Consider the following 14,318-nt stretch of genomic DNA (forward strand, 5'->3'; position numbering starts at 1 on the left):
CCGCCCGAGGTCATCGGCAGCAGGGCACCCAGCGACGTGCCGCCGTCCGCGTTGCGCTTGAACCAGATGTTCGGGAACGCCAGGAACCGGTGCCAGGCCACACCCATGTCGGTCTTGAGGGAGACCGTGATCATCCAGATGAAGGAGGTCGCGATCTTCAGACCGGCGAAGAAGTAGGTGAGGTTCTGGAGGGTGGAGAGGTCCATCCCCTCCAGCCACGAGACCACCGGGTACGAGATGAAGAAGGACGCCTCGTAGCCGTCCACGTGGTGCATCGCGCCTTCGAGGGCGTGCAGCATGAAGATGCAGACGCCGACGATGAGGATGACGGTCTCGACGAAGTACGCCTGGCCGGTGTTGGAGCCCGCGAAGCGGGACTTGCGGCCCGGCCGGTCGGGGCGCGACAGCTGCCGGACGGCGATGAGCACCAGGATGCCGAGCACGGTCATCGTGCCGATGAACTCGACGAAGACGTTGTACGGGGGCCAGTCGCCGATGACCGGCAGCAGCCAGTCGGCCTGGAAGAGCTGGCCGGCGGCGTTCACGATGGTCAGCAGCAGCGTGTAGAAGCCGATCGCCACGAACCAGTGTGCGAAGCCCACGATGCCCCAGCGGTTCATCCGCGTATGGCCGAGGAACTCCTTGACCACCGTGACGGTGCGCTGCACCGGGTCGTTGGTCCGGGACCCGGCGGGCAAGCGCTGGCCGAGCATCATGGAGCGGACGATCTGCAGGACGGCCCGGCCGAACAGCGCGGAGCCGACGGCCACGAGGACCAGCGACACGATGATCGCGGCGAGTTGCATGGGGACTCCTCGAACCTGCGAGGGGTTCTTCGATGAGATTACTAAGCGGTAACTTATGCAGTCTGTTTGAGACTACCCGCATCCTCCGCCGCACTGTAGCCAGGCACTCGGTGATCTGCGTCGCTGAGGCGCCCCTCAGTGATCACGTCCACACCGGCCCTGACGTGGCGCTCGCGTGATGGAGAGCCTTTCACGGTCTCTCGCATGCGCGGCGCGCCGACCCGCTGCGCCATTCATACCAAATCATGACACTCCCCTAAATTGGTTCCGTGCTCTACGGGATCGCCGCCGCCATGGCGGCCCTGCTCCTCACCGCCCTGCTCGCGGGCCTGCTGCGCGCCCTCGCGCTGCGCCGCGGTCTGCTGGACCGCCGCGGGCGCGCCCGGCCCGTGCCGCTGCTCGGCGGGGTGGCCGTCGGGCTCGCGACCGTCGCGATCGCGGCGACGGGGGAGCTGACCGGCGTCGCCCGGCTGGGCCCGGGGCCCGGTGTGCTGCTCGCGGCCGGGGCGGGGGTCGCCCTGCTGGGGCTCGCCGCCGACGTCTGGCGGCTGCGCCCCCGCTTCCTGCTCGCCGGTACGGCGGTGGCGGCCGTGTGTGTCGTGCCCTACGAGGAGACAGGGCCGGTCGGCGGGGTGCTCGCGGTGCTGTGGATCACGGCGGTCGCGGCGGCCTTCCGGGCCCTGGACCATGCCGACGGGCTGACCGGGACGGTCGGGGTGGTCACCGCGCTCGGGGCCGGGGTGTGCGCGGCGGTGGAGGTGATGGACGGGCTCGCGGTGCTGCTGAGCGTGCTGGCGGCGGCGCTGGGCGGGTTCCTGATGCAGGGCCGGCATCCCGCCCGGATCACGCTCGGCGCGTGCGGTTCGCTGTTCACGGGGTTCCTGCTCGCGGGCGCGGCCGTGCTCACCCGTGCGGGGCACGATCCGGCCGGCTCCGTGGGTGTGCTGTTCGCGCTGAGCGCGGTGGCCGTGGCGGATGTGGTGCTGGTGTCCGTCTCGCGGCGGCTGGCCGGGCGTCCGCTGCTGCGCGGCGGTCCCGATCATCTCGCCCACCGGCTGCGCGGGCTCGGGCTCGCCCCGCGCGGGGTGACGGCGGTCCTCGGCGTGGCGGCCGCCGCGGGTGTGCTCGTGGGGGTGCTGGTGCACGCCGGGACCCTGGGGGCGACGGCCGCGTTCTGGGTGGCCGGCGGGACCGTGGGTGCGGTGCTCGCGCTGCTTCTTCGTCCGGCTGTGCCGCGTACCACCACCAGGGTGTCTTCGCAGGTCACAGGCCCGTTGCGTGTAAGGAACGGATAAGAGTTGAGTCTGCACGGCTCAGGTCTGTTGACCCAGCGGGAGCCGTCGTGCACACTTGAGTCCGTTCCACTCAAGTCAGCTGGAGGAAATAACCATGGCACGTGCGGTCGGCATCGACCTGGGCACGACTAACTCCGTCGTCAGCGTTCTTGAAGGCGGCGAGCCCACCGTCATCACCAACGCAGAGGGCGCCAGGACCACGCCGTCCGTCGTCGCCTTCGCCAAGAACGGCGAGGTGCTCGTCGGCGAGGTCGCCAAGCGCCAGGCGGTCACCAATGTGGACCGCACCATTCGCTCGGTGAAGCGCCACATGGGCACCGACTGGAAGATCGAGCTCGACGGGAAGCCCTTCAACCCGCAGCAGATCTCCGCGTTCATCCTGCAGAAGCTGAAGCGCGACGCCGAGGCCTACCTGGGCGAGAAGGTGACCGACGCGGTCATCACCGTCCCGGCCTACTTCAACGACTCCGAGCGTCAGGCGACCAAGGAGGCCGGTGAGATCGCGGGCCTCAACGTCCTGCGCATCGTCAACGAGCCGACCGCCGCCGCGCTGGCGTACGGCCTCGACAAGGACGAGCAGATCATCCTGGTCTTCGACCTCGGTGGCGGCACCTTCGACGTCTCGCTGCTGGAGATCGGCGACGGCGTCGTCGAGGTGAAGGCGACCAACGGTGACAACCACCTCGGTGGTGACGACTGGGACCAGCGCGTCGTCGACTACCTGGTGCAGCAGTTCAAGTCCGGTCACGGCGTGGACCTCGCCAAGGACAAGATGGCCCTCCAGCGCCTCCGTGAGGCCGCCGAGAAGGCGAAGATCGAGCTGTCCTCGTCCACCGAGACCTCGATCAACCTGCCCTACATCACCGCCTCCGCCGAGGGCCCCCTGCACCTCGACGAGAAGCTCACCCGCGCCCAGTTCCAGCAGCTGACCGCGGACCTGCTGGAGCGCTGCAAGACGCCGTTCCACAACGTCATCAAGGACGCCGGCATCTCCCTCAGCGAGATCGACCACGTCGTCCTCGTCGGCGGCTCGACCCGTATGCCCGCCGTCGCCGAGCTCGTCAAGGAGCTGACCGGCGGCAAGGACGCCAACAAGGGCGTGAACCCGGACGAGGTCGTCGCCATCGGCGCCGCGCTCCAGGCCGGTGTCCTCAAGGGTGAGGTCAAGGACGTCCTGCTCCTCGACGTGACCCCGCTGTCCCTCGGTATCGAGACCAAGGGCGGCATCATGACCAAGCTCATCGAGCGCAACACCACGATCCCGACCAAGCGGTCCGAGATCTTCACGACGGCCGAGGACAACCAGCCGTCCGTGCAGATCCAGGTCTACCAGGGCGAGCGCGAGATCGCGGCGTACAACAAGAAGCTCGGCATGTTCGAGCTGACCGGTCTGCCCCCGGCGCCGCGCGGCGTCCCGCAGATCGAGGTCGCCTTCGACATCGACGCCAACGGCATCATGCACGTGACCGCCAAGGACCTGGGCACGGGCAAGGAGCAGAAGATGACCGTCACCGGCGGCTCCTCGCTGCCGAAGGACGAGGTCGACCGGATGCGCCAGGAGGCCGAGCAGTACGCGGAGGAGGACCACCGCCGCCGCGAGGCCGCCGAGACCCGCAACCAGGGCGAGCAACTCGTCTACCAGACGGAGAAGTTCCTCAAGGACAACGAGGACAAGGTCCCCGGCGAGGTCAAGACCGAGGTCGAGGCCGCCGTCGAGGAGCTGAAGACCGCGCTCAAGGGCGAGGACACCGCCGAGATCCGCACGGCCACCGAGAAGGTCGCCGCGGTCTCCCAGAAGGTCGGCCAGGCGATGTACGCCGACGCCCAGGGCGCGCAGGCGGCCGGTGGCGCCGGTGCCGAGGCGCCGAAGGCCGATGACGACGTCGTCGACGCCGAGATCGTCGACGAGGACCGCAAGGACGGTGCCGCGTGACGGAGGAGACCCCGGGCTTCGAGGAGAAGCCCGACGTCCCCTCCGGCGCCACCTCCGACGACGCCGAGCCGCAGGCCGACTCCTCCTCGAACGGGGAGGGGGCGGCCCCGGCCGGGGACTCAAGCACCGACGTGGGTCTGGTGGCCCAGCTGGACCAGGTCCGCACCGCGCTCAACGAGCGCACCGGCGACCTCCAGCGCCTCCAGGCCGAGTACCAGAACTACCGCCGCCGCGTCGAGCGTGACCGGATCACGGTCAAGGAGATCGCCATCGCGAACCTCCTGACCGAACTCCTGCCCGTGCTCGACGACATCGGGCGCGCGCGGGAGCACGGCGAGCTCCTCGGCGGCTTCAAGTCCGTCGCGGAGTCGCTGGAGACCGTCGCCGCCAAGATGGGCCTCCAGCAGTTCGGCAAGGAGGGCGAGCCCTTCGACCCGACGATCCACGAGGCCCTGATGCACTCCTACGCGCCGGACGTCACAGAGACGACCTGCGTCGCGATCCTCCAGCCGGGGTATCGAATCGGCGAGCGCACCATCCGCCCCGCGCGGGTGGCCGTCGCCGAGCCGCAGCCGGGCGCGCAGGGCGTCAAGTCCGAGGCCGACGAGAGCGCGGCGGGCGACGACAAGGACAACGGCCCTGAGGAGGGCTGACGTAGAGACCGGACGGAAGGAGGGACGTCGAGGATGAGCACCAAGGACTTCATCGAGAAGGACTACTACAAGGTTCTCGGCGTCCCCAAGGACGCCACCGAGGCCGAGATCAAGAAGGCGTACCGGAAGCTCGCCCGCGAGTTCCACCCGGACGCCAACAAGGGCAACGTCAAGGCCGAGGAACGCTTCAAGGAGATCTCCGAGGCGAACGACGTCCTCGGCGACCCCAAGAAGCGCAAGGAGTACGACGAGGCCCGCGCGCTGTTCGGCAACGGCGGCTTCCGCCCGGGGCCGGGCGCGGGCGGCGGCTCGTTCAACTTCGACCTCGGCGACCTCTTCGGGGGCGGCGGCGGCAGTGCCCAGGGCGGCTTCGGCGGCGGCTTCGGCGACGTGCTCGGGGGCCTGTTCAACCGGGGCGGTGCCCCGGGTGCCGGCACCCGGACCCAGCCCAAGCGCGGCCAGGACATCGAGTCCGAGGTCACGCTGAGCTTCACCGAGGCCATCGAGGGCGCGACCGTCCCGCTGCGGATGTCCTCCCAGGCCCCGTGCAAGGCCTGCTCCGGCACCGGCGACAAGAACGGCACGCCCCGCGTGTGCCCGACCTGTGTCGGCACCGGGCAGGTCGCCCGTGGCTCCGGTGGCGGCTTCTCGCTCACCGACCCCTGCCCGGACTGCAAGGGCCGTGGCCTGATCGCGGAGAACCCCTGCGACGTCTGCAAGGGCAGCGGCCGGGCCAAGTCCTCGCGCACCATGCAGGTCCGCATTCCCGCCGGGGTCTTCGACGGGCAGCGGATCCGGCTGCGCGGCAAGGGCGCGCCCGGTGAGCGCGGCGGCCCGGCCGGCGACCTCTATGTCGTTGTCCACGTGGGCGAGCACCCGGTGTTCGGCCGCAAGGACGACAACCTGACCGTGACCGTGCCGGTGACCTTCGCGGAGGCCACGCTCGGCGGTGAGGTCCGGGTGCCCACCCTGGGCGGCCCGGCCGTCACCTTGAAGCTGCCTCCCGGCACGCCCAACGGCCGCACCATGCGCGCCCGCGGCAAGGGCGCGGTCCGCAAGGACGGCACCCGCGGGGATCTGCTGATCACCGTCGAGGTGAGTGTCCCGGCGGAGCTGTCGGGGAAGGCTCGTGACGCGCTGGAGGCGTATCGCGAGGCGACCGCGGGCGAGGATCCGCGGGCGGAGCTGTTCGAGGCCGCGAAGGGAGCTTGAGCCAGATGGATGGCCGTCGACGCAACCCCTATGAACTGACCGAGGAGACCCCGGTCTACGTCATCTCGGTGGCGGCCCAGCTCTCCGGCCTGCACCCGCAGACGCTGCGCCAGTACGACCGGCTCGGCCTGGTCTCGCCCGGCCGCACGGCCGGCCGGGGCCGCCGCTACTCGGCCCGTGACATCGAACTGCTCCGCCAGGTGCAGCAGTTGTCGCAGGACGAGGGCATCAACCTGGCCGGCATCAAGCGCATCATCGAACTGGAGAACCAGGTCGCGGCCCTGCAGGCCCGGGTCGCGGAGATGGAGGCGGCGCTGGACGGAGCCGCCGCCGCCATGCGCCAGCGCGAGGCCGCGGTGCACGCCTCGTACCGGCGCGACCTGGTGCCTTACCAGGAGGTGCAGCAGACCAGCGCGCTGGTGGTGTGGCGGCCGAAGCGCCAGCAGCCGGGGGACTGACGCGCGACGACGTGACGAAGGGCCCGGAGGTTCACAGACCTTTGGGCCCTTTCGCGTATGTCCTGCGTCTTTCCGTATGTCCTGCGTCAGACGGCCGTTGCGCGGCCGCGCGAGGCGAGGGCGCCGGTCGTACCGCCCGAGGTACCGGCGGTCGTGGCGGCCGTGCCCGTGGTGGCCGGGTGGGCGGACTCCGGCGGAGCTGCCGGGGCCGACGACGGCGGCGTGGACGGCGACGGCGGTCCATGGGCGGTCCGGCACTGCTTCGCAACAGCGCCGGAGTCCTTAGTTCCGCAGGTCAGGACGCATTCGGCGCGGTCGCGACGGAGGCGTGGCGGGCGGCGATCTCCGTGCCGTCCGCGGCGACCGCCGTGATCGTGTAGGAGCTCGTGGTGCCGCTCGGCGTGGCCGGGTCGGTGTAGCTCCTGGTGTTGCCGGACAGGGGCTGCTGGGTCAGCCGTATCCACTCCTCCGTGGCGCGGTCCCAGCGGTAGACGTGGAAGCCGGTGGCCGGGCAGTCGCCGGTGGTGCAGGTCCACGACAGCCGAGCGCGGGCGGAGTCGTCCACGGTGGCGGACAGGGCCCAGTCGTAGGTGTAGGGCAGGTTGTACGCCGGGCCGAGGTAGAACTCGTTGGCCTCGACGTGGGCGACGTCCGACGGGGAGCCCGTCGCATAGACGGAGTTGCCGGAGGTGTCCACCGCGTCGACGTAGTAGATCCAGGACTGGTCGTCGGCTGCCTGGACGTCGGCGTAGCCGGTGGTGCCGGGAGCGACCTCCGCGATCCGTTCGAGGGTGGAGAAGGGGTCGTCGGCGGGGGCGCGGTAGACCACGTAGTGGGCGAGGTCGGCGGCGGGGCTCTCGTCCCAGCGCAGGACCGTGCCGTACTCCGTGCTCGTGTACGCGAGCCCGGTGACGGCGGGCGGAGCGGTGCGGTCGGCGCGGGTGACGCTGCTCGGCTGCGAGGGCTCGGACTCACGGCCCTGGGCGTCGACGGTGTGGACCCGGTACCAGTACGTCACGCCGGTCTCGGCGGTGGTGTCGGTGCACGCGTACTGCGGCTTGGGGTCCGCCGGGTTGCCGGTGCGGTGGGGCTCGCAGGTGATGGGCTCGGGGACGGCGTTCTCGTCGAAGCGGTCCCAGCGGTACACCCGGAACGTGGAGGGGCCCGCCGCGGGCGAGGACCAGGAGACCTCGACGCCGCTGTCGTCGTCCGCGATCCGGGTGCCGTCCATGTACGGCACCGCGAGCGGCCGGGCGAACTCCAGCACCGGGGACGCGGTGCTGTTCCCGGCGGCGTCGGTGGCGGTGACGCGGTAGTACGACGTCTCGCCGTAGGGCGCCGTCTCGTCCCGGTAGCCGGGGGTGCGGACCGTGGCCAGCCGGGCGAACTCGCCGTCGGGGGAGGACGCCCGGTGCACGTCGTACGTCAGGCCCTCCTCCTGTGCGGTCCACTCCAGAAGGACGCCCAGCCAGTTGTCGTGCCCGGCGGTCGGCGCCGTGAGGGCCGGGGCGGTGCGGTCGGCGGTGGTGACGACCTGCTCCGCGCTGCCCGCCGACTCGTTGCCGGCCCGGTCGACGGCCCGCACCTGGTAGGCGTACGCGGCCCCCGTGGACGGCAGGTCCTGGGCGAAGGAGGTGTCCGTCAGCAGGGTCGCGCCGCTGACCGGCAGGAAGTCTCCGTCGCCGTCCGCGGCGCGCCGGTAGACGCGGTACCCGGCGAGGTCCATCTCCCTGTTCCGCGCCCAGGTCACCGAGGCCCGGCCGGTGGTCTCGTCGTACGTCGTGGCGACGCCGGTGGGCGCGAGCGGCACGACCTTGTCCACGGCCGCCGAAGTGAGGGGCGTGTAGGCGAACTTGACGCTCGCTGTGCCGGTCCAGTTGACGTAGTCGACGCGGAGGCTGTGCTCACCGGCGGGGACGGTGAGGTTGAGTGTCGTGGAAACCGTGCCTGAGGTGTTCTTCCACAGGTCGATCTTGAGCACGCCGTCGAGGTAGACCCGTATACCGTCCTGCCCGGAGGCGGTGAGGGCGAAGGGGCCGCCGGAGCCGAAGTCGCGGGTCACCGACCAGCGCACCCCGAACCGGTTCGACGGAAGGCCGGACGCCGGGGCCCCCGCGCCCCAGTTCTCGGCGATCTCGCTGTCGCAGTCGGTCTTCTTCGGGGTGCCGGAGAAGGTGGTGCCGACGAAGAACTGCCGCTCGAACTCCGGCGAGGCGCAGGTGGAGGCGGCAGAGGCGGGTGTGGCGGCGACCGTCAGCAGGCCGCCCGTGGTGGCGAGCACCACCGCGGTCGCGGCGGTGGCTGTGGTGCTTCTGGGTCGGTACATGGGTCCTCTCTCGGAGCGGTACAGCGATGAAGAGGGGTCCGGGATCAGGGGATCTCGTGAACCCTTCGTGATCATGACTGCCGAGGAAACCCATTGGTTGTGCGGGAGATTTCGCTGTGTCTTCACATACTGAACAGAAGGTGATGTTGCTATCTCGTTAAGTGATAACTCTTGACGCTGAGTGTTGTCGGCGCGTTGTCTTTCCAGTCACCTGGGCGTGATGTCGCGTCCATGTCCGCAACACACTGAATTGAGCCCCTGAATGCGTCGTATCGCCATAACCGCGGTTGCGTCCGCGCTGACCCTCTCGCTCGCCGGCTGCGGCGTTCTCGACGCGACCGAGGGTGGCGGCGAGGCGAGCCCCACCAAGGGCAACGACATCAAGGTGGGGCTGCTGCTGCCGGAGAAGGTCAACTCCCGGTACGAGAAGTTCGATTATCCCATCATCAGGAACAAGGTCGCCGCGCTCACTAATGACAAGGGCGATGTGATCTATGCCAACGCCGAGCAGAACGCGGACAAGCAGGAGAGTCAGCTCGAGAAGATGATCGCCGACAGCGTCGACGTCATTCTGCTCGACGCCGTCGACTCGCACGCCATAGCGGGCGCCGTGCAGCGCGCCAAGGACGCCGGCATTCCCGTCATCGCATACGACCGCCTGGCCGAGGGGCCGATCGACGCGTACATCTCTTTCGACAACGAACTGGTCGGCGAGGTGCAGGGCCGCACCCTGCTGGACGCGATGGGTTCGGGCGTCGACTCCTCCGACAAGATCGTCATGATGAACGGCTCGCCCACCGACCCCAACGCCAAGCAGTTCAAGACCGGCGCGACGTCGGAGCTGAGCGGCAAGGTGACGATCGCCAGGTCCTACGACACCAAGGACTGGGACCCGAAGAACGCCCAGGCCAACATGACCGAGGCGATCAACGCCGTCGGCGCGAAGAACATCGCCGCGGTCTACTCGGCCAACGACGCCATGGCCGGCGGCATCATCAAGGCCCTGGAGGCCGCGGGTGTCACCGAACTGCCGCCCATCACCGGCCAGGACGCCGAGCTGGACGCCGTGCAGCGCATCGTCTCCGGCGAGCAGTTCATGAGCGTCTACAAGTCCTACCCCGCCGAGGCCGAGGCCGCCGCCGAGATGGCCGTCGCCCGGGTCCAGGGTCGCGACATCCAGTTCGACGCCCTCACCCGCGACAAGGTCGACAGCCCCAGCCAGGCGAAGATCCCGGCCCAGCTGGTCGGCGTGGTCGCGCTCACCCGGGAGAACATCGCCGAGACGGTGATCGCCGACGGTATCTACGAGGTCTCCGACATCTGCACGGCCGACTTCAAGGACGACTGCGACGCGATCGGCCTCTCGTAGCCCTCCGGGGGTGGGCGGGTGGTGGCGGCTGCGGGGCGGGTGTTGGCGGCTGCGGGGCGGGAGGCCCGGCCGCCGACCCCGCTTCCGGTTCCGGCCCCGGCCCGGCTCCGGCTCCGGCCCGGCTCTGGCCTCGGTCCCGGCTTGGCGCCGGGCGTCGGCCCTCGGCTCCAGGAGCCGGGCGCCGGCACCGCGGCCGGGTGGTCTCGGTCCGGTCGCGGATCAGCGGCCTGGCGTGACGTAGCAGCGGACGGGCCCCGTGGGTGGTGCCTGGCTCGTGTGCGGGGTTTCGCTGCGGGTCGTGTGTGGTTGATTGCGCAGTTCCCCGCGCCCCTTTGGGTGGTGCCTAGCGGGTGTGTGTGGTTTGGCTGGGGGCCGTGTGTGGCTGAGCGCGCAGTTCCCCGCGCCCCTGAAGGGCGCTGACCACCGGCCCCCTCAGGGACGCGAGGAACTGCGCGAGCACGAAGTCGTAGGCCGGCCAGGCAGCTCCTTAGGGGCGCGGGGAACTGCGCGAGCAACCATTGATGACCTGCACTCGAAGTTGTGCGCCGGCCAGGCAGTTCCTTGGGGGCGCGGGGAACTGCGCGAGCAACCACTGGCGACCTGCGCTCGAAGTCGTAGGCCGGCCAGGCAGTTCCTCAGGGGCGCGGGGAACTGCGCGAGTGGCCATTGACGACCCGCACCTCACGTCGTGCGCGCGCCACCGGCCACCTCTCAAGGGGCGCGGGGAACTGCGCGTTAACGGCCAGCCCACCCGGCGTCACCGTGGGGGCCGTTGCGGCCGGGCCCGTGCCGTCGCTGACTTCAGCTTGTTGCACGAGGGTCTTCATGGGGCCGGGAGGAAGCCGCGCGAACCGGTGGTTTCCGGTGGTCATGCCGGGGGGAGCCGTGTTGCGGGAGCCGGTCCGGGCCGCGCATAGTTGCGCTGCGAGACGCGGGAGTCGGGGGTGGAACGGGCGATGGCCGGGCACGGAACGGAGGAGCACCCGCACGGTGCCGACCGGCTGTGCGCTGCCGCGGACCGCGTCTACTCCCGTGCCGTACGGCGCGGAAAAGTGCCCCGCTCCGACGCCGACCAGGTCACCTGCCTCCTCGACCTCGCCCTGCTGCACCCCGACCCCGACGACATGGACTGGCTGGTGCCGACCGCGCCCCAGGAGGTCATGACGCGGCTGCTGCGCGGGGTCTACGACGAGGTCAGCGCGAGCCAGCGCCGGGTGGGCGCGGCGGTCGCCGCCGTGGAGCGGTACGCCGGACTGGGCGTGGACGAGCCGCATCTGGCCATGGGCGAGGGCACGGCGCTCCGCGTCCTGGACGGCCCGGCCCGCATCCAGGCGGCCCTGGACGAGGCCACCGAAGCCTGCACCTTGGAGGTGCTCACCGTGCAGCCCGGCGGCATCCGGCGCGAGCACGAACTGACCGAGGGCCTGCACCGGGCCCTGGCCCTGCGCGCCCGCGGCGTTCGCATGCGCGACCTGTACAACCATGTCGCCCGGCACGGCCAGGGCCTGCTGCACTACCTGGAACTGATGGGCGACGCCGTCGAGGCGCGCACGCTGGACGAGGTCATCGACCGCCTCATCCTCTTCGACCGCACGGTCGCCTTCATCCCCGCCAACCCCGAACGCACGGTGGCCCTGGAACTGCGCCACCCGGGCCTGGTCGCCTACCTGGTGACGGTCTTCGAGCGCCTGTGGCGTACGGCCGTGCCACTGACCGAGGCGATCCCGGAGCCGGGCATCGAGGGCATCTCCCACCGCGAGCAGTCCATCGCCGCCCTGCTCGCCGAGGGCCACCAGGACGCGGTCATCGCCGAGCGCCTCGGCATCAGCGTGCGCACCTGCCGCGCCCACATCGCCCGCCTCGCCGAGACGCTGGGCGCGGCCAGCCGTGCCCAGCTCGGCGTCCGCATAGCCCAGGCCGGCCTCGACGGCCCGCCCCCCGACTCCTCACCGGCCGGTGTCACGCTTCCCGATCCAGGATCGCCGAGCGTGCGATGAGATAGCCGAGCTGCGCCCGGCTGTCACTGCCGAGGGTGGCGGCGAGCTTCGCGATGTGGACGCGCGCGGTACGGATGTTCATGCCGAGCCGATCGGCGATGACCGCGTCGGTGTGCCCCTCCACGAGCAGCGCGGCGATCGCCCTCTGCCGCGGGGTGATCCCGTCCAGGGTGGGCTGCTGGACGGCCTGCGGATACATGGGGGTGGCCAGGCGCCACAGCCGGTCGAAGGCGGTCGCGAGATAGTGCACGAGCGCGGGGACGCGCACTTCGAGGGCGAGACTGCCGTCCCGGTCGCCGGGGAGGAAGGCGACCGCCCGGTCGACGATGATCAGCCGGTCCGTGATCTCGTCCAGTGTGCGGGCCTCGGCCTCGCCGCGCAGTTGCTCGTAGCGGGCGGCGACGAGCGGCATGTGCCGCTGGGTGTCCTGGTACAGCGTGCGGATCCGCAGCCCGCGGTCGAGCAGTGCCTGGTCGCGTTCCAGCGCCACGGCCTGGGCCCGTTCGCCCCGGGTGCCGCTGTAGTTGCTGTTCGGCTGCACGCACAGCACCTCGACGGCCGCGTCGGCCATCGCCTCGGTGATGGCCCGGTTGATCCGCTCGGTCCCGCTGAGCACGGTGATCGCGGGCAGTTCCTCCGGCACGGTCGCCCGCCCGTCCAGCCGCATCAGCGGCTCGAACATCTCGGCCAGCCGGGCCTCGCGCCGGCGCTGCTCCGCCACGGCCTCGGCGGAGGTGTGCAGCAGCCGGTGCAGGGCCAGCGCGGGCGCGACCGGTTCCAGCCGGTCGGGGTTCGTGACGGTCGGCTGGAGCAGCCCGTGATCGACGAGACAGGGCGCGGGCCGCGCCTCAGCGGTGTGCAGATGCCCTTCGCGCAGGGCCCGCTCGTACAACTGGGTCCCGGCGGGGCACAGTTCGTCCACCCCGTGGTGGGGATGTGGGGTCACGCGTGTGCTCCCTCCTGGTCGAGGATGCCGGAGCCGGCGACGGGACAGCCGAGCCGGGCGCGGTGTGTGTGACCCTCGACGGGCATTCAGTGATCCCGTTCCAGGATCCCCGACTGGGCGATGAGGAAGCCGAGTTGTGCGCGGCTTCCACTGCCGAGGGCGGTGGCCAGCTTGGCGATGTGGGCGCGGCAGGTGCGGACGTTCATGCCGAGGCGGCGGGCGATGGCCTCGTCGACATGGCCTTCCACCAGGAGTTTGGCGATGGAGTACTGGATGTCGGTGATGCCGTCGGGGTCGGTCTCGTACGGGGTGCCGGCGTGCAGGGGGACCGCTCGGCCCCACATGAACTCGAAGACCTTGATGAGGTAGCTGACCAGACCCGGGTGGCGCAGTTCCAGGGCGACCTGGCGGTCGTCGCTGATGGGGATGAAGGCGACGGCCTCGTCGCAGATGATGAGGCGCTCGACCAGTTCGTCGATGGTGCGGTACTCGACCTTCCCGTTGGTGAACTGGTCGACGTAGGCCAGTCGTTCGGGGCTGTACCGCGCCGTGTGCTGGTAGAGGGTGCGGATGCGGACGCCGCGTTCGATCAGGGGCTTGTCGCGCTCCAGCGCTTCGGCGAGCCTGTGTTCCGGGAGGCGGAAGCTCGGTTGGACGGTGAGCATCTCGTTCTGGCACTGCGCCGTCGCGAGGTCGAGTGCCGCGTTGATGCGGTCGAGCCCCTCCAGGACGGTGATCGAGTGCGAGGTGGCGGGCCCTTGGGCGCTGAGGGCCATGAACGGTTCGAATGCCTCGGCGAGTTCGACCGAAAGACGTCTGCGCTCGGTGATCTCGCGTTCAATGGGATTGAGCCGCTCGGCCAGGGCGACGAGCGGAGCGACGGGGCGCAGCCAGTTCGCGTCGTCCGGATCGGGGTGGAGCAGCGCGAACTCCATCAGGCAGGGGACGGATTCCACGTCAGCCCGGCTGATGCGTCCTGTGCGCAAGGCTTGGGCGTAAAGACGCCCCCCGTCCTCACAAAGCTCAGTTACTGCATGGGGATGCGTAGATTTAGTCCGATTCGTCCCCAAAACTCCACCCCCCAGGGTCCTGAACATGCAGGAACATGATGCACCGATTGTGTGGCCATGACGTGCCTGAATGAGCCATCGTCTTATCCGACGGGGGAAGAGGGGACCTTCAAGTGAGGACGAAGCCGACTATGCGTAAGAGAATGCTTCGCTCGGTGCTGGTCGCCGCCTTCTCCGCCGTTGTGGCCTTCGGAACTCTGGGTGGCTTCTCCGGTACGAAGGGTGGCGAACGGGCGGACAGTTCCTGGGCAAT

General features: G+C 70.2%; 10 protein-coding genes and 1 pseudogene. 7 read left to right on the top strand and 4 right to left on the bottom strand.

Features of this window, described 5'->3' with window-relative positions:
- Positions 1 to 806 (bottom strand): annotated as a pseudogene (locus tag ABZZ79_RS22955) (Fe-S oxidoreductase); the annotation flags it as partial.
- A gap of 269 nt (positions 807 to 1,075) precedes the next feature.
- On the opposite strand from ABZZ79_RS22955, the gene ABZZ79_RS22960 reads away from it, so the two are divergent.
- The 5 genes from ABZZ79_RS22960 to ABZZ79_RS22980 all read left to right on the top strand — a co-directional run bounded on the left by ABZZ79_RS22960 (position 1,076) and on the right by ABZZ79_RS22980 (position 6,357).
- Positions 1,076 to 2,101 (top strand): MraY family glycosyltransferase, encoded by a 1,026-nt coding sequence (locus tag ABZZ79_RS22960; RefSeq protein WP_356691454.1) that lies wholly within the window; start codon positions 1,076 to 1,078, stop codon positions 2,099 to 2,101.
- 94 nt (positions 2,102 to 2,195) lie between these two features.
- Positions 2,196 to 4,034 carry a molecular chaperone DnaK gene (gene dnaK, locus ABZZ79_RS22965; RefSeq protein ID WP_356691456.1) on the top strand — a complete coding sequence of 613 codons (1,839 nt, stop codon included), beginning with the start codon at positions 2,196 to 2,198 and terminating at the stop codon, positions 4,032 to 4,034.
- Complete coding sequence (gene grpE, locus ABZZ79_RS22970) at positions 4,031 to 4,687, top strand: nucleotide exchange factor GrpE (RefSeq protein WP_356691458.1); 657 nt, start codon at positions 4,031 to 4,033, stop codon at positions 4,685 to 4,687. The genes dnaK and grpE overlap by 4 nt, the downstream gene beginning before the upstream one ends.
- A gap of 33 nt (positions 4,688 to 4,720) precedes the next feature.
- On the top strand, positions 4,721 to 5,899 hold the full coding sequence (dnaJ, locus tag ABZZ79_RS22975) for a molecular chaperone DnaJ (protein ID WP_356691460.1): 1,179 nt from the start codon (positions 4,721 to 4,723) through the stop codon (positions 5,897 to 5,899).
- Positions 5,900 to 5,904: 5 nt separating this feature from the next.
- Positions 5,905 to 6,357, top strand: a complete 453-nt coding sequence (locus ABZZ79_RS22980; RefSeq protein WP_356691462.1) for a helix-turn-helix domain-containing protein — start codon at positions 5,905 to 5,907, stop codon at positions 6,355 to 6,357.
- Between the two features lie 295 nt (positions 6,358 to 6,652).
- Here ABZZ79_RS22980 and ABZZ79_RS22985 read toward each other — a convergent pair whose 3' ends face one another.
- Complete coding sequence (locus ABZZ79_RS22985; RefSeq protein ID WP_356691464.1) at positions 6,653 to 8,683, bottom strand: PA14 domain-containing protein; 2,031 nt, start codon at positions 8,681 to 8,683, stop codon at positions 6,653 to 6,655.
- 262 nt (positions 8,684 to 8,945) lie between these two features.
- Here ABZZ79_RS22985 and ABZZ79_RS22990 point away from each other — a divergent pair, with 262 nt between their 5' ends.
- The gene (locus ABZZ79_RS22990) at positions 8,946 to 10,052 is read left to right on the top strand and encodes a substrate-binding domain-containing protein (RefSeq protein ID WP_356691466.1); all 1,107 of its coding nucleotides are present in this window, start codon (positions 8,946 to 8,948) and stop codon (positions 10,050 to 10,052) included.
- 956 nt (positions 10,053 to 11,008) lie between these two features.
- Positions 11,009 to 12,049, top strand: a complete 1,041-nt coding sequence (locus ABZZ79_RS22995; RefSeq protein ID WP_356691468.1) for a helix-turn-helix transcriptional regulator — start codon at positions 11,009 to 11,011, stop codon at positions 12,047 to 12,049.
- On the opposite strand, the gene ABZZ79_RS23000 is transcribed toward ABZZ79_RS22995, so the two are convergent.
- Together ABZZ79_RS23000 and ABZZ79_RS23005 are read right to left on the bottom strand one after the other, a co-directional pair.
- Positions 12,012 to 12,995: a helix-turn-helix transcriptional regulator gene (locus ABZZ79_RS23000; protein ID WP_356691470.1), complete on the bottom strand. Its 984-nt coding sequence runs from the start codon at positions 12,993 to 12,995 to the stop codon at positions 12,012 to 12,014. The genes ABZZ79_RS22995 and ABZZ79_RS23000 overlap by 38 nt on opposite strands.
- Positions 12,996 to 13,081: 86 nt before the next feature.
- Positions 13,082 to 14,065, bottom strand: a complete 984-nt coding sequence (locus ABZZ79_RS23005; protein WP_356691761.1) for a helix-turn-helix transcriptional regulator — start codon at positions 14,063 to 14,065, stop codon at positions 13,082 to 13,084.
- Positions 14,066 to 14,318: the final 253 nt, after the last annotated feature.

The organism is Streptomyces sp. NPDC006458, from assembly GCF_040612135.1.
Lineage (GTDB): Bacteria > Actinomycetota > Actinomycetes > Streptomycetales > Streptomycetaceae > Streptomyces.

What these genes read in the sequence shown, in the direction of transcription:
- dnaK (WP_356691456.1), top strand. Translation starts at nt 2,196, where the DNA reads ATGGCACGTGCGGTCGGCATCGACCTGGGCACGACTAACTCCGTCGTC.
- dnaJ (WP_356691460.1), top strand. Translation starts at nt 4,721, where the DNA reads ATGAGCACCAAGGACTTCATCGAGAAGGACTACTACAAGGTTCTCGGC.
- ABZZ79_RS22980 (WP_356691462.1), top strand. Translation starts at nt 5,905, where the DNA reads ATGGATGGCCGTCGACGCAACCCCTATGAACTGACCGAGGAGACCCCG.
- ABZZ79_RS22985 (WP_356691464.1), bottom strand. Translation starts at nt 8,683, where the DNA reads ATGTACCGACCCAGAAGCACCACAGCCACCGCCGCGACCGCGGTGGTG.
- ABZZ79_RS22990 (WP_356691466.1), top strand. Translation starts at nt 8,946, where the DNA reads ATGCGTCGTATCGCCATAACCGCGGTTGCGTCCGCGCTGACCCTCTCG.
- ABZZ79_RS22995 (WP_356691468.1), top strand. Translation starts at nt 11,009, where the DNA reads ATGGCCGGGCACGGAACGGAGGAGCACCCGCACGGTGCCGACCGGCTG.